Origin of the sequence: Serratia sp. 201, assembly GCF_037027545.1 — a bacterium.
Lineage (GTDB): Bacteria > Pseudomonadota > Gammaproteobacteria > Enterobacterales > Enterobacteriaceae > Serratia > Serratia bockelmannii.
The window spans coordinates 271,600-292,022 of record NZ_JAXCHC010000004.1 but is presented as its reverse complement, the minus strand read 5'-3'; the positions used below and the strand labels follow the sequence as shown (position 1 = coordinate 292,022).

The window sequence follows — 20,423 nt, the reverse complement described above, 5'->3', positions numbered from 1 at the left end:
GAACAACATGCTGACTCAAGAGGTAATTATCAGCGCCCGCCGGCTGAACAAGACGTTTATCGGCGAAAACAAGCGCCCCACCCCCGTGCTGCGCGACGTGTCGCTGACCGTGCACGCCGGCGAGTTCGTCACCATTCTGGGGCAATCCGGTTCGGGTAAGTCCACGCTGCTGCGCATGCTGGCCGGGCTGATCCCGCCGGACAGCGGCACGCTCACCCTGGCGGGCAAACCGATCAATGGCCCGAGCGCGAACGCCGGCATGGTGTTTCAATCCTACGCGCTCTACCCCTGGCTAACGGTGTACGACAACATCGCCTTCGGGCTGCTGGCGCAACGGCTGCCGCCGCAGACGATCGCCGAGCGGCTGGGGGCGCTGCTGCGCCTGGTGGGGCTGAGCGGCTATGAGCACGCCTGGCCGCGCGAGCTCTCGGGCGGCATGCGCCAGCGCGTGGGCTTCGCCCGGGCGTTGGCGGTAGAGCCCGATGTCTTGCTGCTGGACGAGCCCTTCTCCGCCCTCGATATCTTTACCGCGCAAAAACTACGCAGCGATCTGCTGGCGCTGTGGGGAGACAACCGGCTGCGCACGCGCGCCATGGTGATGGTGACCCACGACGTCGAAGAGGCGGTGCTGATGTCCGATCGGGTGCTGATCCTGGACGCGACCAGCAAACGGATCGATGACGAATTCAGCGTCAATATCCCGCGTGCGGCGCGCAACCGGGAAAGCCTGCGGCACCTCACCGATCGGATCCGCAGCTGCCTATACAAAAAAATCGCGCAAGCGCAACCGGCCGGTTAACGGCCCTGTTTTCATCCACTTGGGGAACTGAAATGAACCATAAAAGCGTGCTGATGACGCTGATCATCCTGCTGCCGGCCGCCGCCGCCGGCGCGGAAATCATCAATAAAGACGGCAATAAACTGGATCTGTACGGCCAGCTGAACGGCGTGCATTACTTCAGCAGCGACGCCGACAATAACGGCGACCGCTCCTATACCCGCTTCGGTTTCAAAGGCGAGACGCAGATCGCCGACGGGCTGACAGGGTATGGCCAATGGGAATATCAGGCGGGGCTCGATCAGCCGGAAAGCGCCGGGCCGGGCAATAGCTATACCCGGCTGGGCTTCGCCGGGCTGACGTTCGGCCGCTGGGGCAGCCTGGACTACGGCCGCAACTACGGCCTGCTGTATGACGTGGCCGGCTGGACGGACGTGCTGCCTGAATTCGGCAACGACAGCTACGAAGCGGCCGACAACTTTATGACCGGCCGCGCCAACGGCCTGCTGACCTACCACAACCGCAGCCTGGGCGGCCTGGATCTCGGCCTGCAATATCAGGGGAAGAATCGGGGGGACGACGCTCAAAGGGCGAAGGATATCCAGACGCAAAACGGCGATGGCTACGCCTTTTCCGCCACCTACGACACCGGCGTGGGGCTCAACGTTGGCGGCGCCTACGCCAACTCTGCGCGCACGCTGGCGCAACAGCGCTTCGGCCTGGCTGACGGCGATCGCGCCCGGGCCTGGACCCTGGGGCTGAAATACGACCAGGACAACCTCTACCTGGCGGCCAGCTACGCGCGCACTGAGAACATGACCTACGTCGACGGCGATCGCTACGCCGGCTTCGCCCCCCGCGCGGACGCCGTCGAGGCGGTCGCGCAGTATCACTTCGATTCCGGCGTCACGCCCTCGGTAGCCTACCTGCAAACGCGCGGCCGTAACCTGCCCGGCATCGGCGACGCCGATCTGGTCAAATACCTGGATCTGGCGCTGAACTACAGCTTCAACGCCAATATGTCGACCTACGTGGAGTACAAGCTCAACCTGCTGCAACGGCAGAACGCCGTCGGCGCCGGCGCCGACGACATTGTCGAAACCGGCATCATGTATCAGTTCTGACCCGATACCGGCCGCAGCGCGCGCTGCGGCCGGTTCATTATTTGTCTTGCGCCCGCCCTGTTATTCTCTCGTTTAATTCAGGTTTATATTTCCATAAAATAACGCCTATATTCATTCTCATGATTTTCGTTGACACCCCGTTTAATAAATAAAGAAAAACTTTCCCGCATTCATATTAAATTACATTTTGCCGCGATAATTCCGCCTAACCACATTGAATCACAGGCAATATCACGCGTATTATGGCCACACGAAAAATAACGGGGAAATGATATGGACGGCGACAGTTGGTTGTTTATTTTATTGTTGGAATCGCTGAGGTCACAGGAGCAATAGTCATCCCATTGCATCCTGAAAGTGTCAGGATATGCGTCAGTTACCACATCCCTTCGCTTTACCCCTTCAGCGCATGGCCTCCGCGTACGCCGCTCCGGCGCGCCTGACAGGCTAATCCTTCCAGCATACGCTTATTAACAGTCCGATAACGCTCAGGCTTATTTGCGCTCGCATTTATTTTACCCCTGCGCGGCGATAACTATCGGCCATTTTTCCATGCTCATATTTTTAATTGAGTGGAGAAACATCATGATGGTAAAAAAAACCACGCTGCTGACGGTTAATAACGTCAGCAAAAGCGTTCAGCCTACCGGTAAAGAAAAACGCCTGGTGCTGAATGAAATCAACCTGCGCCTCTACGATAACGAGGTCGTCAGTATTTTGGGGCAGTCCGGCTCGGGCAAATCCACCCTGCTGCGCATACTTTCCGGCCTGATCGCGCCGGATCTGGGCACCGTGATGCTGGGGGATAAAAAAGTCTCGGGGCCGAATCCGCAGATCAACATGGTGTTCCAGACCTTCGCCATTTTCCCGTGGCTGAACGTCTATCAAAATATCGCCTTCGGGCTGCAGGCGCAGGATCTGCCGCCGCAGGTGGTCGAAACCCAGACGCTGAAAATGCTCGATCTGGTCGGTCTCGCGCCCTACCGCGACGCCTACCCGCGCGAGCTTTCCGGCGGCATGCGCCAGCGGGTCGGCTTTGCGCGCGCGCTGGCGGTAGAACCGATGCTGCTGTTGCTGGACGAGCCCTTTTCCGCGCTGGACGTCTATACCGGCGAACACCTGCGCAGCGATCTGCTGCGCATCTGGAGCACGCGCCAGATCAAAACCCGCTCCATCGTGCTGGTGACCCACAGCGTAGAGGAAGCGGTGATGATGTCTGATCGCATCCTCCTGCTGGGCGCCGGCACCCTCGACGGCTGCTATCACATCGCGCAGCGCCGCGAGACGCGCACCCGCGAGGGGATGCAGCCGCTGACGGACAAAATCAGCGAGACGCTCAGCCGGCAGATCGCCGCCGCGCACTGAGCGCCGCCCTGGCCTGGCGGGACGGATCCCGCCAACTTAACTACCTGTTTATCAAGAGTCACCCCGCCACGGGTGGCTCATGATAAGCGGATAATACATCGAGTTATTATCATGCATTTCATTCATACACTGCTGACGCTGCTGACCGCGTCCGTCCTGGGCGCCGCCATCGGCTACGAAAGACAATTCCGCCAGCGCACCGCCGGGCTGCGCACCAATACGCTGGTGGCCACCAGCGCGGCGATCTTCGTCCACCTGGCCATGACCATCGACGGCAGCGGCGGCGCGGTGCGGGTCATCTCCTACGTGGTCTCCGGCGTCGGCTTTCTCGGCGCCGGGGCCATCATGAAAGAAGGGATGAACATCCGCGGCCTGAACACCGCCGCCACGCTCTGGGGCTCCGCGGCGGTTGGCGCCTGCGCCGGCTGCGGCCTGTACGGCGATGCGCTGGCCGCCACGCTGTTCGTGCTCGCCGCCAACACCCTGCTGCGCCCGCTGGTCAATATGGTCAACAAACAGCCCTTCAATGACGTTAACGGCGAATCCACCTACCAGATTTGCGTCATTGCCTTCGAGCATGAACAGCGTGAAGCGCTGGCCAAATTCAAACAGGTGCTGCAAGGAGAAAACTGCTTTATCTCGCATCTGGATATCGAACCCTTTGGCGACGACGACGTGGAGATCACCGCCACGCTGATGCCGGCCTCCGTCACCACGCCGGTGCTCGACCAGACCATCAATAAACTGCTGAACGACAGCATGATGAAACAGGCCTATTACAGCCGCATCGCCGGCTCCGGCTAATGCCGTTCACTTCCAGGGAGATCCACCATGAAAACCATGCCAAAACTGGCTCATCTGACGATGTTCAAAGACATCGTTCACTGCGGAAGTTTGCACGATGCCGCGAAAAAGCTGGCCGTCTCGCAACCGACGCTAAGCCGGGTGCTCAAAGAGCTGGAAATGTCCATCGGCGCGCGGCTGCTGGAGCGCAGCAACCGCGGCGTGCGCCTGACGGCGGTCGGCGAGCTGTTTTACCGGCGGATAGACGCCGCCACCAACCAGTTGCTCAACGCGTTTGACGAGCTGCGCGGCCTGAGCGCCGACGGCGAGAAGCGCCTGCGGGTGGGGATGAGCGTCGATCCACTGCTGTGCTATCTGCCGCAGGTGCTCGAAGGCTTCAACCGCCGCTACCCGCATACCCGGGTGACGGTGGTGGAGGACGGCCCGGAAGGCCTGCTGGCCCGGCTGCGAAACTGCGAGCTGGATTTGGCGGTCAGCAGCCTGAACGGCGCGGCGGGCGGCGCCGATCTGGCCATGCAGGCGCTGAAAAGCGAGCGCTTCTCGCTCTATCAGGGAGGCGATCTTACCGCAGCCGGGCAGCCGCCGGCCGAGGCCAAATGGGTGGTGCCGCGCTCCTGCTCGGTGGGGCATGCCGCCATCCGCGAGATCGCCGAACGCTACACGCCGCACGGCCAGATCGTCGAGACCGACTCCTTTCTGGCGACCTGGTGCCTGGTCAGGCAGCAGGGCTATATCGCGCTGCTGAGCGATCGAGTGGTCGCGCACTACGCCCCGCAGCTGCACCTGCACCTGCAGAAAATCCCGACGCACGAGATCGACATCAGCGCGCGCTTTTACGTCTTTACCCGCCATGAGCCGGCCACGCCGCCGCTCAGCGCCGCCTTTATCCACCTGCTGCAAACCCTGCAAACGGGTTGAACGCTCAGGCCGCCGCCCGCTGGCGCTCCAGTTCGCGCACCAGCGGGATCACTTCGCGGCCGAAGTACTCCACCTCTTCCTGGAAGTGCAGAAATGCCAGCAACAGCAGATCCACCCCGGCGTCTTTCAACGCGATGATGCGCTCGGCGATCTGCTGCGGCGTGCCGATCAGGTTGGTTTTAAACCCGTCGTTATACTGCACCAAATCTTCGAAGGTGGATTTGGCCCAGTTGCCCTCGCCCTCGGGCGAGGCCGCCCCGGCGTTTTTCACCTCGTGCCCGAAGCCCTGCACCGCCTCCGGGTTGGCATGATCGATGATCTCCTGCAGCACCGCCTGCGCCGCCTGTTCGCTCTCGCGGGCGATGACGAAACCGTTCACCCCCACCTTCACCCGATGGTGATTGGCCTGCGCCTTGCTCTGGATATCCTCCACCTGCCGGCGAATGCCCTCCACGCTGTTGCCATTGGTGAAATACCAGTCCGAGACCCGCGCCGCCATGTCGCGCGCCGCGCGTGAGCTGCCGCCCTGGAAAATTTCCGGCAACGGCGCCAGCGGCTTCGGCTTCAGCGAGTAGTCGCGGAAACGGTAGAAATCGCCGGCGAAGGTGAAGCTGGGCTCAGTCCAGATGCCGCGCAGGCAGCGGATAAACTCTTCCGAACGCAGGTAGCGCTCCTCATGATCCAGCCACGGCTCGCCGATGGCCTTGAACTCGCCGCGGAACCAGCCGCTGACAATGTTCACCGCGATGCGCGCGTTGGAAAGATGGCTGATGGTGGCGATCTGTTTGGCCGCCAGCGTGGGGTTCCACGGCCCCGGCAGCAGCGCGGCGATCACCTTCAGCTTCTCGGTAGAATCCAGCAGCGCCTGCGAAAACGACACCGACTCGTGCTGGTTTTCCGCGCCGTAACCGGCGGTGAAGCGGATCTGGGTAAGCGCGTAGTCGAAACCGGCGCGCTCGGCGATCTGCGCCAGCTTGCGGTTATAACCGATGTCCCAACCGGTGCGCTGCGGGATATTGCTGATCACCAGGCCGCCGGAAACGTTCGGCACCCAGTAGGCGAACTGAATCGGCTGCTGCGAGTGGTTTGCTGCTGACATGCTTCTCTCCCTCTGACCGTCGGCGCCGTTATGCGGCGCGCATATAACCATTATTGACTTCCAAATATTGAAAACATTGTTTTGGTTATAAAACCGATAGCAGGATGCGTGCCAACCGCCGTATTAAGGCATCTGGCTGAAAAACCGGGAGTTTAAAGCCAGCGAGTTCGGGCGGGTGCTGCATTGGCAACAGCGGCTGACGGGCGGCTGTTGGTTATGCAACAAACCGCTTACCCCGCCAATCCAACCGTTCACCCGGCGGATCTGACCGCTGACCGAAATACGCCTGTCTTCCCCCCTTACCCCCGGCGATGATGAGCTGTTCCTAAACCCGCCTTACCTCGGGAAAGACGCTACGGCTCACCGCGCCACTCTGACATCTCTTACAAGCGGATGAGTTCATTCATATTTTGCAGACTGGAATTAAGGATACCTCATGAAACGAGAGGGGATTTTAAAGCACATTCCGTGGATGCTGCTGGGGATACTCGGCGCAGCCTGCCTCGGCGTGGTGGCGCTGCGCCGCGGCGAACACATCAGCGCGCTGTGGATCGTCGTCGCTTCGGTGGCGGTGTATCTAGTGGCCTACCGCTACTACAGCCTGTACATCGCCACTAAGGTGATGAAGCTGGACGCCGGCCGCGCCACCCCGGCGGTGGTCAACAACGACGGCCTGAACTATGTGCCGACCAACAAGAACGTGCTGTTCGGCCACCACTTCGCCGCCATCGCCGGCGCCGGGCCGCTGGTGGGGCCGGTGCTGGCCGCGCAGGTCGGCTACCTGCCCGGCACGCTGTGGCTGCTGGGCGGCGTGGTGCTGGCGGGGGCGGTGCAGGACTTTATGGTGCTGTTCATCTCCTCGCGCCGCAACGGTGCCTCGCTCGGTGAGATCATCAAAAAAGAGATGGGGCCGATACCGGGCACCATCGCGCTGTTCGGCTGCTTCCTGATCATGATCATCATCCTGGCGGTGCTGGCGCTGATCGTGGTGAAAGCGCTGGCGGAAAGTCCGTGGGGCGTGTTCACCGTCTGCTCCACCGTGCCGATCGCGCTGTTTATGGGCATCTACATGCGCTACCTGCGCCCCGGCCGCGTGGGTGAAGTGTCAATCATCGGCATCGTGCTGCTGGTGGCCGCCATCTGGTTCGGCGGCGTGGTGGCGCACGACCCGTACTGGGGCCCGGCGCTGACCTTTAAAGACACTACCATCACCTTCACGCTGATCGGCTACGCCTTTGTCTCCGCCCTGCTGCCGGTGTGGCTGATCCTGGCGCCGCGCGACTACCTGGCCACCTTCCTGAAAATCGGCGTGATCGTCGGGCTGGCGATCGGCATCGTGATCCTCAACCCCGAGCTGAAAATGCCGGCGGTGACCCAGTTCGTCGACGGCACCGGCCCGGTGTGGAAAGGCACGCTGTTCCCGTTCTTGTTCATCACCATCGCCTGCGGCGCGGTCTCCGGCTTCCACGCGCTGATCGCCTCCGGCACCACGCCGAAACTGCTGGCCAATGAGACCGACGCGCGCTTTATCGGCTACGGCGCGATGCTGATGGAGTCCTTCGTCGCCATCATGGCGCTGGTGGCGGCTTCCATCATCGAGCCGGGCCTGTACTTCGCCATGAACACCCCGCCGGCGGCGCTGGGCATCACCATGCCGGATCTGCACCGCCTGGGCACCGAAGACGCACCGATGATCATGGCTTCGCTGAAGGACGTGACCGTGCACGCGGCGGCGGCGGTCAGCTCCTGGGGCTTCGTCATCAGCCCGGAACAGATCCTGCAGACCGCCACCGACATCGGCGAACCTTCGGTGCTGAACCGCGCCGGCGGCGCGCCAACGCTGGCGGTGGGCATCGCCCACGTGTTCCACCAGATCATTCCGGGCGCCAACATGGGCTTCTGGTATCACTTCGGCATTCTGTTCGAGGCGCTGTTCATCCTGACCGCGCTGGACGCCGGCACCCGCTCCGGCCGCTTTATGCTGCAGGATCTGCTCGGCAACTTCGTGCCGTTCCTGAAGAAAACCGACTCGCTGGTGGCCGGCATCGTCGGCACCGCCGGCTGCGTCGGGCTGTGGGGCTACCTGCTGTATCAGGGCGTGGTGGATCCGCTCGGCGGCGTGAAGAGCCTGTGGCCGCTGTTCGGCATCTCCAACCAGATGCTGGCCGCCGTGGCGCTGGTGCTGGGCACCGTGGTGCTGATTAAGATGAAGCGCACCCAATACATCTGGGTGACCGTGCTGCCGGCGGTGTGGCTGCTGATCTGCACCACCTATGCGCTGGGCCTGAAGCTGTTCAGCGACAACCCGCAGTTGGAAGGCTTCTTCTTCCTGGCCGGCGAGTACAAACGCAAAATCGCCGAGGGCGGCGCCGAGCTGAGCGCCCAGCAGATCGCCAACATGAACCACATCGTGGTGAACAACTACACCAACGCCGGGCTGAGCATTCTGTTCCTGCTGGTGGTGTACAGCATCATCTTCTACGGGGTGAAAACCGCGATGGCGGCGCACAAAAACCCGAAACGCACCGACCAGGAAACGCCTTACGTACCAGTGCCGCAGGCCGCGCCCGCCGACGGCGTAACTGAGGGGGAGGTCAAAGTTTCGACCCAGCATTGATGTGATTTAACGGATACCCTGCATAATAAACGTTAAGTAGTACCCAAAGCCGCACGGCCTGCGTATCGCAAGATGCCAGGCGTGCGGCGCGATGCAATCGAGATACCCGGGGCGACCCGGAGGTGGGGCATCCCTGCGGGAACCCCATCCCCCGGCTTCCCCTAATATCAGGCTTAAACAAGCGCTGTAGTGATGCAGGGTAAAGTTGGAGAAGGCTTATGTTCGGAAATCTCGGCCAGGCGGGGAAGTATCTCGGGCAGGCGGCGCGCATGTTGGTGGGCGTGCCTGACTATGATACCTACGTCCAGCACATGAAAGACAACCACCCGGACAAGCCGGTGATGACCTATAAAGAATTTTTCCGCGAGCGCCAACAAGCGCGCTACGGCGGCGACGGCAAAGGCGGCATGCGCTGCTGTTAACCCGCAGTCACAAGGACCCGTATGAAACCCATTGCAGTCACCATCCTGACCGGCTTTTTGGGCGCCGGCAAAACCACCCTGCTGCGCCACATCCTGAACGCCGAACACGGCTATAAAATCGCGGTCATCGAGAACGAGTTCGGCGAAGTGCCGATCGACGATGCGCTGATCGGCGATCGTGCCAGCCGCATCACCACGTTGAGTAACGGCTGCATCTGCTGCAGCAAGTCCAACGAACTGGCGGACGCGCTGCTGGATCTGCTGGACGGCGTCGACAGCGGCCAGCTGGCGTTCGACCGGCTGATCATCGAATGCACCGGCATGGCCGATCCCGGCCCGATTACCCAGACCTTTTTCTCGCACGAGATCCTGTGCGAGCGCTTCCTGCTGGACGGCATCATCACCCTGGTGGACGCGGCGCACGCCGAGCAGCAGCTGAGCCAGTTCAGCATCGCCCAGGCGCAGGTGGGCTACGCCGACCGCCTCCTGCTGACCAAAACCGACGTGGCGCCGGACTGCGAGGCGCTGATCCAGCGGCTGCAGCGGATGAACGCCCGCGCGCCGGTGTATAAGGTGACTCACGGCGATATCGATCTGAGCGTGCTGTTCGACATCGAAGGCTTTACGCTGAACGACAAACTGAACCTGACGCCGCCGGCCCCGCTGTTCCGCCGCATCCCGCAGCCGCAGAGCGACATCCGCTCGATCGTGGTAACGTTGGAACGGCCGCTGCCGCTGATGCAAATCTCCGACGTGATGGAAGGCCTGCTGCTGGAATACGCCGACAACCTGCTGCGCTACAAAGGCATTCTGTCTATCGAAGACGAGCCGCGCCGCCTGCTGTTCCAGGGCGTGCAGCGCCTGTATAACGCCGACTGGGATCGGGAATGGCTGCCTGAGGAAGAGCGCAAGAGCACGTTGGTGTTTATCGGTGTGGACCTGCCGGAGGAGGAGATTCGGGGAAGGATTGGGGGGTTGGGGTAAGATAAACCATTCCCCAGGCCAACACGGCCCATATCCAGCAAACTCAAGGATGAACGATGGCAAACAACGTGATGATAGTAGGATTAAAGGCGCTTAACCTGTGCGCGAGCGCCTATATCGTCATCAAACTGAGCACGGTGTTAGCCATCGGCATCATGTTTCTTATTGTCTCTTACGCCGGCGTAGAGGACGTTGGGCTGTCCAATCTCCTCGCCGGGGCGCTCATCATTCTGCCGCTGTTGGTCGTCGTCGGTGGCCCCCTTATCGTCTGCGCCGTCGCCGCCTATCTCAACCTAAAGGCGCCCTATCGTAAAAAAGCGCTGTTCTTTAGCCTGCTGTTGGGCAGCCTCTCTGCGGTTGGCCTGCTGCTGCCCTACACGCGCGAGTTCGCGCTATCCACGGCAGCCGCCAGCGCCCTGGCATTGGGCAGCGCGCTGGGGATTTTTGCTTTATCGAGGAGGTGTGTTCAAGCGTTGTAGTGTCTGAGATGGTCGAGAAGGCGCTATTTAAGAATGGCTAGTTCAATTTCCAAGTAAAACCTCATCATATAACTCACGCAAATAGGGTATTTCTTGCAGTGAAGAAGACTGCATAACTACCGTCTTCTTTTTTGAACTGAAAGATTAGCGCTATACTTTCTGCCGCTCAATCATTTCTCTAAGCTCATCAATAGAAAGCGTTTTATCTTTTTTACGATGAATGATGCTATGGCAGTTAGCGCAAACGGGCACCAGATCGGTTTGAGGATCTACTGTTTTCTTTCCGCCAAATTCCGAGACCGGCACCACGTGGTGGATATGGATAAACCCTTCAGCATAGTCCCCGTAAAAGGCCTCAAAGTTGAAACCACAAGCACAGCAAGTTGAACCGTGTAACTTCAGGGCTGCACGTCTTAACTTGGGATTACGCTCATATTTGGTGGTGAAATAACCAATCTTTGCCCCTTCTTGAGGAGTGTCCGCAGATTCTAGACTTTGGTTGTAATCCTCTTCTTCAATCACAGACTCAATCACCGGGCCAAGTACCGCCTGTGCCACAATTGCCTGATAAATGTCCTTAGTGATTGGCCGCACGCCATCACGCCAATAGTTCGATTGGCGACTTGCCGGGATCACCTCGAAATAACCTGTGGCGGTCTTTGCCAACAGCGGTTTAGTGAAAGGCTGAAAATCCTCGACTATCGCGTATAATTCCCCATTCTGCGCATTTGGATCGGAATAAACATAGGCAATAGTAGCTACCGCAAAGTAATGCGGTTCATCCGTCATTCGTTCATCTCGGTAGAGCTTATCTCTCAACTTACCTTTGTAGTAAACCACTCGAGTACCAGGAGTAAGCATAGCGGTGTAACGCTTAGGGAAGTGATACTCCTCACCGGGCTTATCATCCCACTTTGACTCATCCATTTCTGCGATTACGGTAAACGGCATACGGATATCCACATAAAAAGTAAACCATGTGAATATATCCAAATCCATTGATTTATTAAATATTTTAAGAGATGAAATATTTTTCAGATTAAATATTAGAGAAACCGATAAAGATAACAACCAACATTATTAGCCGTGAAATAGTAATAGACAGTTACAATGCGGTTGATTATTCAGCAAAAACTCTGAGGGTATTCAAAATATCAACCGCATTGGGTCTTAAAGGAAATCTATTCCTCCATGGAAAAATCTCTGCCAGTAAGTTTGAAATAGCACCCCTGCAAGACCAAATCATGGCGATTTTTTAGTACCAACGGATGTAACAACGGATTTTCCCTATGTTCCCCGGTGAAATTTACCTGCAAACGCTCCAAAGCATAATGAAGCAAAGGCATCCGCTGAGTAATCAACAAATGCCCATCTCTCATCGCATAATCACTGGCAATAATCGCGCGTTGAGCAGCATTCAGCTCTGGATTCGGTACGACAATGGCTGTCACAAAAGTGTTCCATTCACTATCTTTATCCCGCCCTCTGTCCGAGGCATCAAGCAACTCAGGAATACCGCGAAAACGGCTCATGACGAAGTCCAAATAATTCCCTTTTTTCTCACAATAAGCTCGAACATGCCAACGAATCCCATCATAAACCAATGTGTGCGGAACAATGTTGCGGCCACTTTGCTCCCCAGAGTTGAGGGAAACATAATCAACATCCACTCTCAATTGATAACGCGCCGCCTGCACCAATCCGCGTACCATTATTGGGTTAACATGACGAGTTGGGACGCTCAAGATTTCGATATGACCATATCGAAGATCCATTAATGGCAGAGTAGCTCCCTTATCAAAGCATTCATTCGTCTGCTGTTTTTCCTGATGCAGCAGCATCAGGTATTCATCAACTTTCCCTTCACTGAACTTTGGTACAAATTGCGCGGTCGGCCTGAATCCCTTTAGCTTAGAATCATACTCTACGCCGTTCAGCGCATAATTATTTATATACCAATTGATATCTCGTGATGCCTGTTGGCGGCCTATATTAAAAGCAGTACAAAGGTGGTTAGTCGTCAACCGCCCCTCCCATTGCAACACGATCTCAAGCAAGCGAAAACGTAGAGTCTGATCCCAAGTTAGCCCAACCATAGCCATATATGCTCCGAAATGCGACATGTTCAACTAACCAGTATCGGAATATCTTTCAACATCTAATATACTGGTTCTATTCACAACATTCAGGTTAGAAAAAACAATGTGTTATATAACTTCAACAAAGAAATCTCACTTTACCTTTATCGACTGGATTTTGGAATACCTTTGTAGAGACATAAAATTGCAACTTTGTGAAACTAAATCAAGACGAATCATGTTTATACAGTGATAAACATCTACAAGCATGCGATGCGAAGAGAGAACAAAGTATAATCAACCTTCAAATTAGGATAATGCATGAGAATCGAACGGGCTTATAGCATTGAATTAGGAAAAGATATTACAGCAGAAGAGGCTGACAAATTATTCGCTGAAAAGATCGTAGCATCAAAGCATCTATTTAAATGCCCTGAAAAAAATTGCTTAGCTCAAGTCACATGTGCCAACCTGGACAGACCAAAACGACTGCGCAAACGCGATCCTTATTTTAAGTTTGTTTCCGAGCATAGCCCTGGTTGCCAACTTGAAGCCGAAACGGACGAAGACCTACGACGAGTAAAATCAGTCAGAGAAGACCCTGAAGCCCTTCCTTTTATACGAGATGATATTGTTGACATTGACTTGTCTCCACTAAATATGCGTTTTATTCGTGATATTCCCTCTTCAGGGGATGAAGAAGACATAACAAAGCGTCAACGAAAAATAGCGGGTGAGGAGCAAGAAGATAATAACCAACGTCGTCACTCCAGAAAACGACTTTCTGGTTTGGTTAATTCGTTTATTGCAAAAGAGAATTTCTTCCTAAATACAGCTGAAGGTAAGCTCCACTTAAGGGATTTCTTCATCAGTATTAATGACAGGAAAGACTTAAGCACATATATCGATGAGCCACGAATTTACTATGGTAAAGCGTGGATTAACCGTAAAGATGACTACTACTTGGTCCGTTTCGATAATGAGATGAAAGCAGGAATGATAAAATATAAACCAACATTTTTTATCCCTTCTCGCCTTGTTGATAGCTCCGAATACCGTAGAACCTCACGAGAGAAGCTGGATGAGCTTGCGATGGCCACGCCACCAAGACCTCTATATTTATTTATTTTTAGCGAGTTACCGCCCGTTAAAAGCAATGTTGGTGATTATATCAATTTCAAATTAGACGATTTAACCTATTTATATTACCTTCCATGGGGAAAGAAAAAATAAAACAAGAAAGCGTAAGCTCTCTTACTGGCACTTCCCTCATGAATAAAAAGATGCCGCACTTCAGGATCCTAGCTCGCATAATTTTTTATATACGGCCCAACTCCCCGTGCGAGCTCATCGCCGTGTACTGATTCTGCAGCCCAAAAACAGGTAGCACCACCACGCTCAGATAGAAAATAGTGTTACCAAACGCTGAACGCGCCAGGTTGACTTCGCCCGGCGTTAACGCCCGCGTGATCTCTTTCTGTTGTGGCTCCATCCTGGAACTCCTTGTTCTGAAAGAGTTCAATGAAATGCAATTTTTTCATTTAATGTCAATTATATATGCGTTATGAAAGCATCAGGACGATCTGGTTTTTACTAAAGTGAAAAGCGCATCACCCCGTGGCTGATAATTGAAATGAGCCATACAGGGCAAATCCCTAACACAAAAAACCACCTACCGGTGGCTTCTTGTTCGCACTGTACTAACGCTGCCAGATGATGGGCTACCGCCCTCATCTTCACTGACGTAGTCACACATTCAGCGTGTTTTTAAATATCGCGCCTGAAGTTGCAAGCGGTCTTATCTGTGCAAATCACCGACGGTAAGTATTTGTCCTCTCGCACCTTGGTTGGGATAACCGCACACTGTTTGCTCAGTTCTAGCCTGCGTGTTGCCCTAACGGTCATCGACTTATCCTGGGGAATAACGAAATTAACTTCAATTTTTTCTGGCTTGTCTCCAAACCACAAGCCAATCGTACCTTTGGCCTGTACCATCTCCTCCCCTTTCTCATCAAAAACATAGTAACTGCCAGTGCCACTACGATTTTCTAGTATACGGATTGGACCGCTGGGATAATTATTGGCAATGGCATCATTCTCCCATAAGTCTCGTACACAATATGCCATTCCTGCTGTACCCGGTGTTCCCGAAAAAGTATCCACGACTTTATTCGTACTGCAGGCTGACAAAGCAAGAAAGGACATAAAAAATAGAGGTTTAATAGACATTTAATCAAAGCATCCCTGGCTTTATTTTGGAAGTGCTTATCATATCACTGATACACTTTATTGAGAATGAATATCAATATCACATGAATGATGCATCTCTACACGAATTTGCCAACTGATGCGCTAGATAAGCTATTTCATCAGATCGATTATGAGCCCTCTCACTGGGCAGCAATCATGCCAGTCGCATCAGCAAATCTCGGTCAAATCAGTCTCAATGGCACTGAGCCAAGGCGTATCGCGATATATGAATGACCCCAAAACACATAACTCTACTTATGAGTTAGCAAGGAACAAAGGCGGGGGACTGTTCGCAACCAAATTCCAGGCACAAAAAAACCACCTTTCGGTGGCTTCTTGTTCACGCGGTACTTAATGGTGCCGAAGGCCGGACTCGAACCGGCACGTATCTCTACGGTTGATTTTGAATCAACTGCGTCTACCGATTTCGCCACTTCGGCACTGAAGTAGTATGCGGAAAACGGGTGCATTATACCTTCCCGCGATCGGTGCGCAAGAGTTATCAGGCATTCAATGAGTTAAATGTCGAAAAAAGCGTCACAATCCCCGTTTACCCTCTTACTTGCGGCATTTGCCGCATCTTCCTCCCGCACTTTCATACCCCCTATAACAAAACCGCAGAACCGATCACAATTTCACCAAATGCTGATTTTAAAGCTATATGAAAGAGAATAAGGTGAACAAATAAAATCAAATGAAAACAAAAGAAGGATAATCGCAATGAATGAAACAACCAGACGCATGGCCAGGTTGATCGATCTGAGCGCGGTGCAGGCCACCAATACCGAGGAAGACGTGCGCCACTGCGCCGCGCTGGCCAGCCGCTATCGCATCATCTCGGTGCACGTGCTGCCGTGCTGGACGCGTTTCCTCAGTACCCTGCTGCCGGAGCACGGCCAGGCGGACGTGATGATTGGCGGGCCGGTCGGCTTTCCCGGCGGTGGGCAGACCACCGATCTCAAGGTGCAGGAGGTGCGCCAGCTGATCGCCGAGGGCGCGCGCGAGGTCGATATGGTGGTGAACATCGGTAAGGTGCTGTCGGGGGATTACGGCTACGTGCGTGAAGATCTGCGCCGAGTAGTCGAGGCCGCCGCACCGGTGCCAGCCAAAGTCATTCTGGAGACGCACTATCTGAACGAGCAGCAGATCCGTCGGGTGTGCGATATCGCCGTCGAAGTCGGCATGGTCTGGGTGAAAACCTCCACCGGCTGGGCACCGACCGGCGCCACGGTAGAGAAAGTGGCGATCATCGCCGATCAGTTGCGTGGCCGCATCCAGATCAAAGGGGCCGGCGGCATTCGCGATTTGGACACGGTGCGCGCGTTGTATCGGCTGGGCGTACGCCGCTTTGGCATGAGCGCGGCGGCCACCCAGCGCGTGCTGGAGCAGCTCGAACAGGAGCCAGGCCTGTTCCCAGAGCTGAACGATAACTAATCTTGCGCGATCCCAGCGCACGCTTCTGCGGGTGGCCCGCACCATCCGCCACGGGAGTGATAACAATGAAAGATTTACTTCTTACCCTTGATATCGGCACCGGCAGCACCCGCGCCGGGCTGGTCACCAACACCGGGGAAATCCTTGGCTTCGCCCAGCGTGAGTACGAACAGATCACGCAGCAGGCCGGTTGGTCGGAACAACCGCCTTCACTGTGGTGGCAGAGTGTCTGCCAGTGTACGCAGGAGCTGTACGCACGCTACGCCGAATACTGGCCGCGTATCGCCGCCGTCGGCGCCTGCGGGCAGATGCACGGCACGGTCTTGCTCGATGCCGACGGCGAGCTGGTCGTCGATCGCGCCATGCTGTGGAACGACAAACGCGCGCAGCCGCAGGTGGCGCGCTTTAGCCACCAACAGCCGCCGCAGCCCTGGCTCGAACTGTTGAACAATCCCCCCACCGCCGCCTGGCCGGCGTTCAAGCTGGCCTGGCTGCGTGAGCATCACCCATCGCAGTGGGAGCGCATCGCCACGGTGTTGATGCCTAAGGATTACGTCAATTTCCGGCTCTGCGGCGTACGCGCCACCGACTACAGTGAAGCCTCCTGCTATTACCTGATGGACAGCGCCACGCTGCAGTGGTCGCCAGAGGCGCTGCGGCAGTTCGGGCTGCGCGCCGATCAGCTGCCCGCCATCCACCTCTCCAGCGAGGTGATTGGCCACATTACGCCCGCAGCGGCAAGCGTTACCGGTCTGCCGCCGGGCGTGCCGGTAGTAGCGGGCACGGCGGATATGGCCGCTACCCTGCTCGGTTCCGGCGTCTATCAGGCTGGCATCGCCTCCGACAGCACCGGCACCTCCACGCTGCTCACCGTGGTCTCGGAACACCCGCTGCTCTCTGCCAGCGTCAACAACCTGCACCTGGCCAACTCGGCCTGGGGCGGCTTTACCCTGCTCGATGCCGGTGGCGACGCCATGCGCTGGGCGCGTTCGGCGCTAAGCGCCGGCCAACTCAGCCACCAACAGATGCTCGATATGGCGGCCGAGGTGCCGCCGGGTGCCGAGGGGCTGCTGTTCCTGCCCTACCTGACCGGCGAGCGGCTGGCGGAACACACCAACTCGCGCGCGCAGTTCTTCGGCCTGCAGCGCAAGCATGGGCAGCCGCATCTCTACCGCGCGGTGCTGGAAGGCGTAGCGCTGGCCTCCTTGCGTAATCTGCAGCAGCTCAGGCGCCACGCACAGGAGCCGGAGGCAATGATCGCCTCCGGCGGCGGCGCACGCAGCCCGCTGTGGCTGCAGATCAAAGCCTCGGTCTATAACCTGCCGCTGCTGCAGACGCGCAATCAGGAGAACGGCACCACCGGCTGCGCGATCGTTGCCGGGGTCGGCGTCGGGCTGTTCAGCAGTTTCGCCCAGGGGGTGAGCCGCACCGTCAGCATCGAGCGCGAATTTACTCCCGATCCACGCCAGCACGAGCACTACCTGCGCTGCTTCGAGCTGTTCGAACAGCTCTACCGCCAGGCGCAACCCCTCTACGAACAGCTTGACGTTATTAGCTCGTTCTCTTTTTCTCCGGATGAAGGAACACCGCAATGAGCGACTCTCTGATTAACAAGGGCGACATCGCGCAGCACGCCGCGGCCGAAAGTATCGACCGCAGCGCCTATCTGCCCGCCACGCCCTGGCTGCAGCTGATGCTGGTCTGCTGCCTGTTCGCCCTGTGGGGCATGGCCGGCAACCTGAACGATATTCTGATCGCCCAGTTCAAAAAAGGCTTCGATCTGTCGGATACCCAAACCGCACTGGTGCAGTCGATCTTCTTCCTCGGCTACTTCGTGATGGCGCTGCCCGCCGCAGCGGTGATCAAACGCTACTCGTACAAGGTGGCGATCGTGATCGGCCTGTGCCTGTACGCGCTCGGCTGTTTCCTGTTTATCCCGGCAGCGCAGATCATGACCTACGGCGCCTTCCTGGCCTGCCTGGGGGTGATCGCCACCGGGCTGTCGTTCCTGGAAACCTCCGCCAATACCTACTCCAGCCTGCTGGGGCCGCTGGAAACCTCCACCCAGCGCATCAACTTTTCGCAGATCTTCAACTCGCTGGGGATCATTTTTGGCGTATTGATCGGCCAGCAGCTGGTGTTCGGCAAAAACGATCCCAGCCACGCCGAACTGCTGCAGATGCCACCGGCGGCGGCCGAAGCGGCACGCACCCAGATGGTGTCACAGGTGGTCACACCTTATCTGATCATCGGCAGCGTGCTGATCGTGCTGGCGCTGATCTTCGTGGCGGTGAAATTCCCCGCCTGCAAAACCCAGCGCTCGCACCAGGGAGCGGGCAAGCCGCTGATGCAATCGCTGAAGATCCTGCTGGCGCTGCCGCGCTTCCGGTTGGGAGTGCTGTCGCAGTTCCTGTATGTCGGCGCGCAGGTAGGGCTGTGGAGTTTCACCATTCGTTTTGTGCAGATGATTGAACAGGGAGCAACCGAGCATTCAGCCACCTACTGGCTGCTGGCCACGCTGGTCTGTTACTCGGCCGGCAAGGTGGTCACCACCGCGCTGATGAAAAAGTTCAGCCCGGCGCGGCTGCTCGGCGTGTTCTGCTCGGTATGCGTGCTGCTGTTGCTGTTGGCCGTCAACATCCAAAGCCTGCTGGCGGTGGTGGCGATCATGGGCGTCAACTTCTGCATGGCGCTGTGCTGGCCAACCAACTTTGGCCTGACGATCAAAGGGCTGGGCGAAGAAACTCAGGTGGCCGGTTCGATCGTAGTGATGTCGATCATCGGCGGCGCGGTGGTGCCGTTAATCATGGGCATCATCTCCGATCTCAACGGCGGCGATATGCAGATCGCCTTCGCGGTGCCGCTGGTCTGCTTCGCCTACGTCGCCTTCTATGGCTTCTACTGCGCGCGCAAGGGGATTTGATATGGCACATCGGATTAACGGGCTGATGCACGTCGGTTTGCGCTGCGCCAATATCGAACGAGCCGCCGGCTTCTATCGTTCACTCGGTTTCGAACCCCGGCAAACGCTGGCGCTCAGCGGCCCCGTCACCGTACAGTTTTTGCAGTTGGGTGAGTTAACGCTGGAGTTATACCAGCTACCCGCCGAAGGGCTGACTCGCCCCGCCAGCGCCTATGGTATCGACCACATCGCTTTGCGGGTCACCGATCTGGCGGCCACGCAACGCTGGCTAGCGGATCTGGGCTATCCGGTGATTGAAGGGCCGACGCTGCAGCCCAGCGGCGCCAACGGCGTGCGCTATCTGATGATCGCCGGGCCGGACGGTGAGCGGGTGGAGTTCAGCCAACCGTTGTAATGTTTCTTCCCACATAGCACAAGGCCCGATGGCTGTTATAAGCCATCAGGCCTCATTCGCTTTTTTGTCAGCTCACGCGTCTTTATAACCTTGGCTCGCCGCTTGTCGGGTTATGCTTGTTACTCCCCCGATCTATGTAAACGATGCCAAATAATCCCGAACCGGGATAACAATGCTGAAAATAATTGCATCACAATAATTCAGCCAATAAAAAATATGTTTGCACAACATTTCGACAACACTATTTTTTCATCTACGGCAGTCATAACTGGAATAAGTCAATGGGAACAGGGTTGTCAGGGGAGAGATGTTATTTCTTGATATGGGATTTTATCTAGAACCAACAGAAAATAGCGTGCATACGTAACAAAACAGCAACCCAAAGCTAAAAACCAGCAGAGAACACTTGCCTCTGCTGAGTTGATAGCTTTAAGATGGTGTAAGAAAATTTTCCCTGGTGTTGGCCGATCTTGGCAGCCTGACCCTACGAGGTCAGGTTTTTTTTATGTTTTTTTCATCAAAAATTGACTAGAAAAGTGTATCGCCTTAGGGAGTTAGAAGCTAGTTAGACTAAAGTATAGTACCCTACTAGACCTTCATCAGTTCAGTTGGGTTATTATTTCACATAGCGGAAATCGGGTGCTAGCACTATTTTTCGCTCTGTATCTCAGCCGCCACGGCGTTCTATCAAGACCACCACACATTGCTCATTTCACCCAGCAGCCCAACATACCCGCAGAACCATCACGAAATA

General features: G+C 56.5%; 19 protein-coding genes and 1 tRNA gene. 14 read left to right on the top strand and 6 right to left on the bottom strand.

Annotation, left to right across the window (positions count from 1 at the left end; translation table 11 throughout):
* Nucleotides 1-7 precede the first annotated feature (7 nt).
* The 5 genes from WA302_RS20140 (at nucleotide 8) to WA302_RS20120 (ending at nucleotide 4,989) form a co-directional block, all read left to right on the top strand.
* The gene (locus WA302_RS20140) at nucleotides 8-799 is read left to right on the top strand and encodes an ABC transporter ATP-binding protein (protein WP_193402583.1); all 792 of its coding nucleotides are present in this window, start codon (nucleotides 8-10) and stop codon (nucleotides 797-799) included.
* A gap of 32 nt (nucleotides 800-831) precedes the next feature.
* Nucleotides 832-1,902 (top strand): porin, encoded by a 1,071-nt coding sequence (locus WA302_RS20135; RefSeq protein ID WP_060448211.1) that lies wholly within the window; start codon nucleotides 832-834, stop codon nucleotides 1,900-1,902.
* A 585-nt stretch (nucleotides 1,903-2,487) separates the two neighbouring features.
* Nucleotides 2,488-3,267 (top strand): ABC transporter ATP-binding protein, encoded by a 780-nt coding sequence (locus WA302_RS20130; protein ID WP_033641721.1) that lies wholly within the window; start codon nucleotides 2,488-2,490, stop codon nucleotides 3,265-3,267.
* Nucleotides 3,268-3,378: 111 nt separating this feature from the next.
* On the top strand, nucleotides 3,379-4,071 hold the full coding sequence (locus WA302_RS20125; RefSeq protein ID WP_019453282.1) for an MgtC/SapB family protein: 693 nt from the start codon (nucleotides 3,379-3,381) through the stop codon (nucleotides 4,069-4,071).
* A gap of 27 nt (nucleotides 4,072-4,098) precedes the next feature.
* Nucleotides 4,099-4,989, top strand: coding sequence for a LysR family transcriptional regulator (locus tag WA302_RS20120; RefSeq protein ID WP_089196468.1), 891 nt, complete (start codon nucleotides 4,099-4,101; stop codon nucleotides 4,987-4,989).
* Nucleotides 4,990-4,993: 4 nt separating this feature from the next.
* Here WA302_RS20120 and sfnG read toward each other — a convergent pair whose 3' ends face one another.
* Nucleotides 4,994-6,088 carry a dimethylsulfone monooxygenase SfnG gene (gene sfnG, locus WA302_RS20115; RefSeq protein ID WP_044029803.1) on the bottom strand — a complete coding sequence of 365 codons (1,095 nt, stop codon included), beginning with the start codon at nucleotides 6,086-6,088 and terminating at the stop codon, nucleotides 4,994-4,996.
* Nucleotides 6,089-6,524: 436 nt separating this feature from the next.
* Between sfnG and WA302_RS20110 the strand changes: the two genes are divergently transcribed.
* The 4 genes from WA302_RS20110 (at nucleotide 6,525) to WA302_RS20095 (ending at nucleotide 10,590) form a co-directional block, all read left to right on the top strand.
* Nucleotides 6,525-8,705: a carbon starvation CstA family protein gene (locus WA302_RS20110; RefSeq protein ID WP_033648584.1), complete on the top strand. Its 2,181-nt coding sequence runs from the start codon at nucleotides 6,525-6,527 to the stop codon at nucleotides 8,703-8,705.
* Nucleotides 8,706-8,923: 218 nt separating this feature from the next.
* Entirely contained in the window at nucleotides 8,924-9,127 is a 204-nt protein-coding gene (locus tag WA302_RS20105; protein WP_004953088.1) for a YbdD/YjiX family protein, read from the top strand.
* A 21-nt stretch (nucleotides 9,128-9,148) separates the two neighbouring features.
* Nucleotides 9,149-10,111: a GTPase gene (gene yjiA / locus WA302_RS20100; RefSeq protein ID WP_099817653.1), complete on the top strand. Its 963-nt coding sequence runs from the start codon at nucleotides 9,149-9,151 to the stop codon at nucleotides 10,109-10,111.
* 56 nt (nucleotides 10,112-10,167) lie between these two features.
* Nucleotides 10,168-10,590 (top strand): hypothetical protein, encoded by a 423-nt coding sequence (locus WA302_RS20095; RefSeq protein ID WP_043136269.1) that lies wholly within the window; start codon nucleotides 10,168-10,170, stop codon nucleotides 10,588-10,590.
* Between the two features lie 150 nt (nucleotides 10,591-10,740).
* On the opposite strand, the gene WA302_RS20090 is transcribed toward WA302_RS20095, so the two are convergent.
* Both WA302_RS20090 and WA302_RS20085 read right to left on the bottom strand, forming a co-directional pair.
* The gene (locus WA302_RS20090) at nucleotides 10,741-11,541 is read right to left on the bottom strand and encodes an HNH endonuclease (protein WP_043136314.1); all 801 of its coding nucleotides are present in this window, start codon (nucleotides 11,539-11,541) and stop codon (nucleotides 10,741-10,743) included.
* Nucleotides 11,542-11,771: 230 nt separating this feature from the next.
* Entirely contained in the window at nucleotides 11,772-12,692 is a 921-nt protein-coding gene (locus tag WA302_RS20085) for a WYL domain-containing protein (RefSeq protein WP_043136272.1), read from the bottom strand.
* Between the two features lie 297 nt (nucleotides 12,693-12,989).
* Between WA302_RS20085 and WA302_RS20080 the strand changes: the two genes are divergently transcribed.
* On the top strand, nucleotides 12,990-13,901 hold the full coding sequence (locus WA302_RS20080) for a hypothetical protein (RefSeq protein WP_043136275.1): 912 nt from the start codon (nucleotides 12,990-12,992) through the stop codon (nucleotides 13,899-13,901).
* 85 nt (nucleotides 13,902-13,986) lie between these two features.
* On the opposite strand, the gene WA302_RS20075 is transcribed toward WA302_RS20080, so the two are convergent.
* From WA302_RS20075 to WA302_RS20065, 3 genes are all read right to left on the bottom strand, one after another.
* Nucleotides 13,987-14,160 (bottom strand): hypothetical protein, encoded by a 174-nt coding sequence (locus WA302_RS20075; RefSeq protein WP_154618042.1) that lies wholly within the window; start codon nucleotides 14,158-14,160, stop codon nucleotides 13,987-13,989.
* Nucleotides 14,161-14,435: 275 nt separating this feature from the next.
* A complete protein-coding gene (locus WA302_RS20070) occupies nucleotides 14,436-14,897 on the bottom strand; it encodes a hypothetical protein (protein WP_142590963.1) in 462 nt (153 codons plus the stop codon).
* Between the two features lie 376 nt (nucleotides 14,898-15,273).
* Nucleotides 15,274-15,358: transfer RNA gene (locus WA302_RS20065), tRNA-Leu, on the bottom strand.
* 280 nt (nucleotides 15,359-15,638) lie between these two features.
* Here WA302_RS20065 and deoC point away from each other — a divergent pair.
* The 4 genes from deoC (at nucleotide 15,639) to WA302_RS20045 (ending at nucleotide 19,669) form a co-directional block, all read left to right on the top strand.
* A complete protein-coding gene (deoC, locus tag WA302_RS20060; protein WP_212637134.1) occupies nucleotides 15,639-16,352 on the top strand; it encodes a deoxyribose-phosphate aldolase in 714 nt (237 codons plus the stop codon).
* A gap of 65 nt (nucleotides 16,353-16,417) precedes the next feature.
* Entirely contained in the window at nucleotides 16,418-17,947 is a 1,530-nt protein-coding gene (locus WA302_RS20055) for a xylulokinase (RefSeq protein ID WP_049294761.1), read from the top strand.
* Nucleotides 17,944-19,275: an L-fucose:H+ symporter permease gene (gene fucP / locus WA302_RS20050; protein WP_049271155.1), complete on the top strand. Its 1,332-nt coding sequence runs from the start codon at nucleotides 17,944-17,946 to the stop codon at nucleotides 19,273-19,275. The genes WA302_RS20055 and fucP overlap by 4 nt, the downstream gene beginning before the upstream one ends.
* A 1-nt stretch (nucleotide 19,276) precedes the next feature.
* On the top strand, nucleotides 19,277-19,669 hold the full coding sequence (locus WA302_RS20045) for a VOC family protein (protein ID WP_043136290.1): 393 nt from the start codon (nucleotides 19,277-19,279) through the stop codon (nucleotides 19,667-19,669).
* Nucleotides 19,670-20,423 lie beyond the last annotated feature (754 nt).

Bases quoted from the DNA above. Each gene is read 5' to 3' on its own strand.
- WA302_RS20125 (WP_019453282.1), top strand. From the start codon at position 3,379: ATGCATTTCATTCATACACTGCTGACGCTGCTGACCGCGTCCGTCCTG.
- WA302_RS20110 (WP_033648584.1), top strand. From the start codon at position 6,525: ATGAAACGAGAGGGGATTTTAAAGCACATTCCGTGGATGCTGCTGGGG.
- yjiA (WP_099817653.1), top strand. From the start codon at position 9,149: ATGAAACCCATTGCAGTCACCATCCTGACCGGCTTTTTGGGCGCCGGC.
- deoC (WP_212637134.1), top strand. From the start codon at position 15,639: ATGAATGAAACAACCAGACGCATGGCCAGGTTGATCGATCTGAGCGCG.
- WA302_RS20130 (WP_033641721.1), top strand. From the start codon at position 2,488: ATGATGGTAAAAAAAACCACGCTGCTGACGGTTAATAACGTCAGCAAA.
- WA302_RS20140 (WP_193402583.1), top strand. From the start codon at position 8: ATGCTGACTCAAGAGGTAATTATCAGCGCCCGCCGGCTGAACAAGACG.
- fucP (WP_049271155.1), top strand. From the start codon at position 17,944: ATGAGCGACTCTCTGATTAACAAGGGCGACATCGCGCAGCACGCCGCG.
- WA302_RS20055 (WP_049294761.1), top strand. From the start codon at position 16,418: ATGAAAGATTTACTTCTTACCCTTGATATCGGCACCGGCAGCACCCGC.
- WA302_RS20105 (WP_004953088.1), top strand. From the start codon at position 8,924: ATGTTCGGAAATCTCGGCCAGGCGGGGAAGTATCTCGGGCAGGCGGCG.
- sfnG (WP_044029803.1), bottom strand. From the start codon at position 6,088: ATGTCAGCAGCAAACCACTCGCAGCAGCCGATTCAGTTCGCCTACTGG.
- WA302_RS20075 (WP_154618042.1), bottom strand. From the start codon at position 14,160: ATGGAGCCACAACAGAAAGAGATCACGCGGGCGTTAACGCCGGGCGAA.
- WA302_RS20045 (WP_043136290.1), top strand. From the start codon at position 19,277: ATGGCACATCGGATTAACGGGCTGATGCACGTCGGTTTGCGCTGCGCC.
- WA302_RS20095 (WP_043136269.1), top strand. From the start codon at position 10,168: ATGGCAAACAACGTGATGATAGTAGGATTAAAGGCGCTTAACCTGTGC.
- WA302_RS20120 (WP_089196468.1), top strand. From the start codon at position 4,099: ATGAAAACCATGCCAAAACTGGCTCATCTGACGATGTTCAAAGACATC.
- WA302_RS20080 (WP_043136275.1), top strand. From the start codon at position 12,990: ATGAGAATCGAACGGGCTTATAGCATTGAATTAGGAAAAGATATTACA.
- WA302_RS20070 (WP_142590963.1), bottom strand. From the start codon at position 14,897: ATGTCTATTAAACCTCTATTTTTTATGTCCTTTCTTGCTTTGTCAGCC.
- WA302_RS20135 (WP_060448211.1), top strand. From the start codon at position 832: ATGAACCATAAAAGCGTGCTGATGACGCTGATCATCCTGCTGCCGGCC.
- WA302_RS20085 (WP_043136272.1), bottom strand. From the start codon at position 12,692: ATGGCTATGGTTGGGCTAACTTGGGATCAGACTCTACGTTTTCGCTTG.
- WA302_RS20090 (WP_043136314.1), bottom strand. From the start codon at position 11,541: ATGCCGTTTACCGTAATCGCAGAAATGGATGAGTCAAAGTGGGATGAT.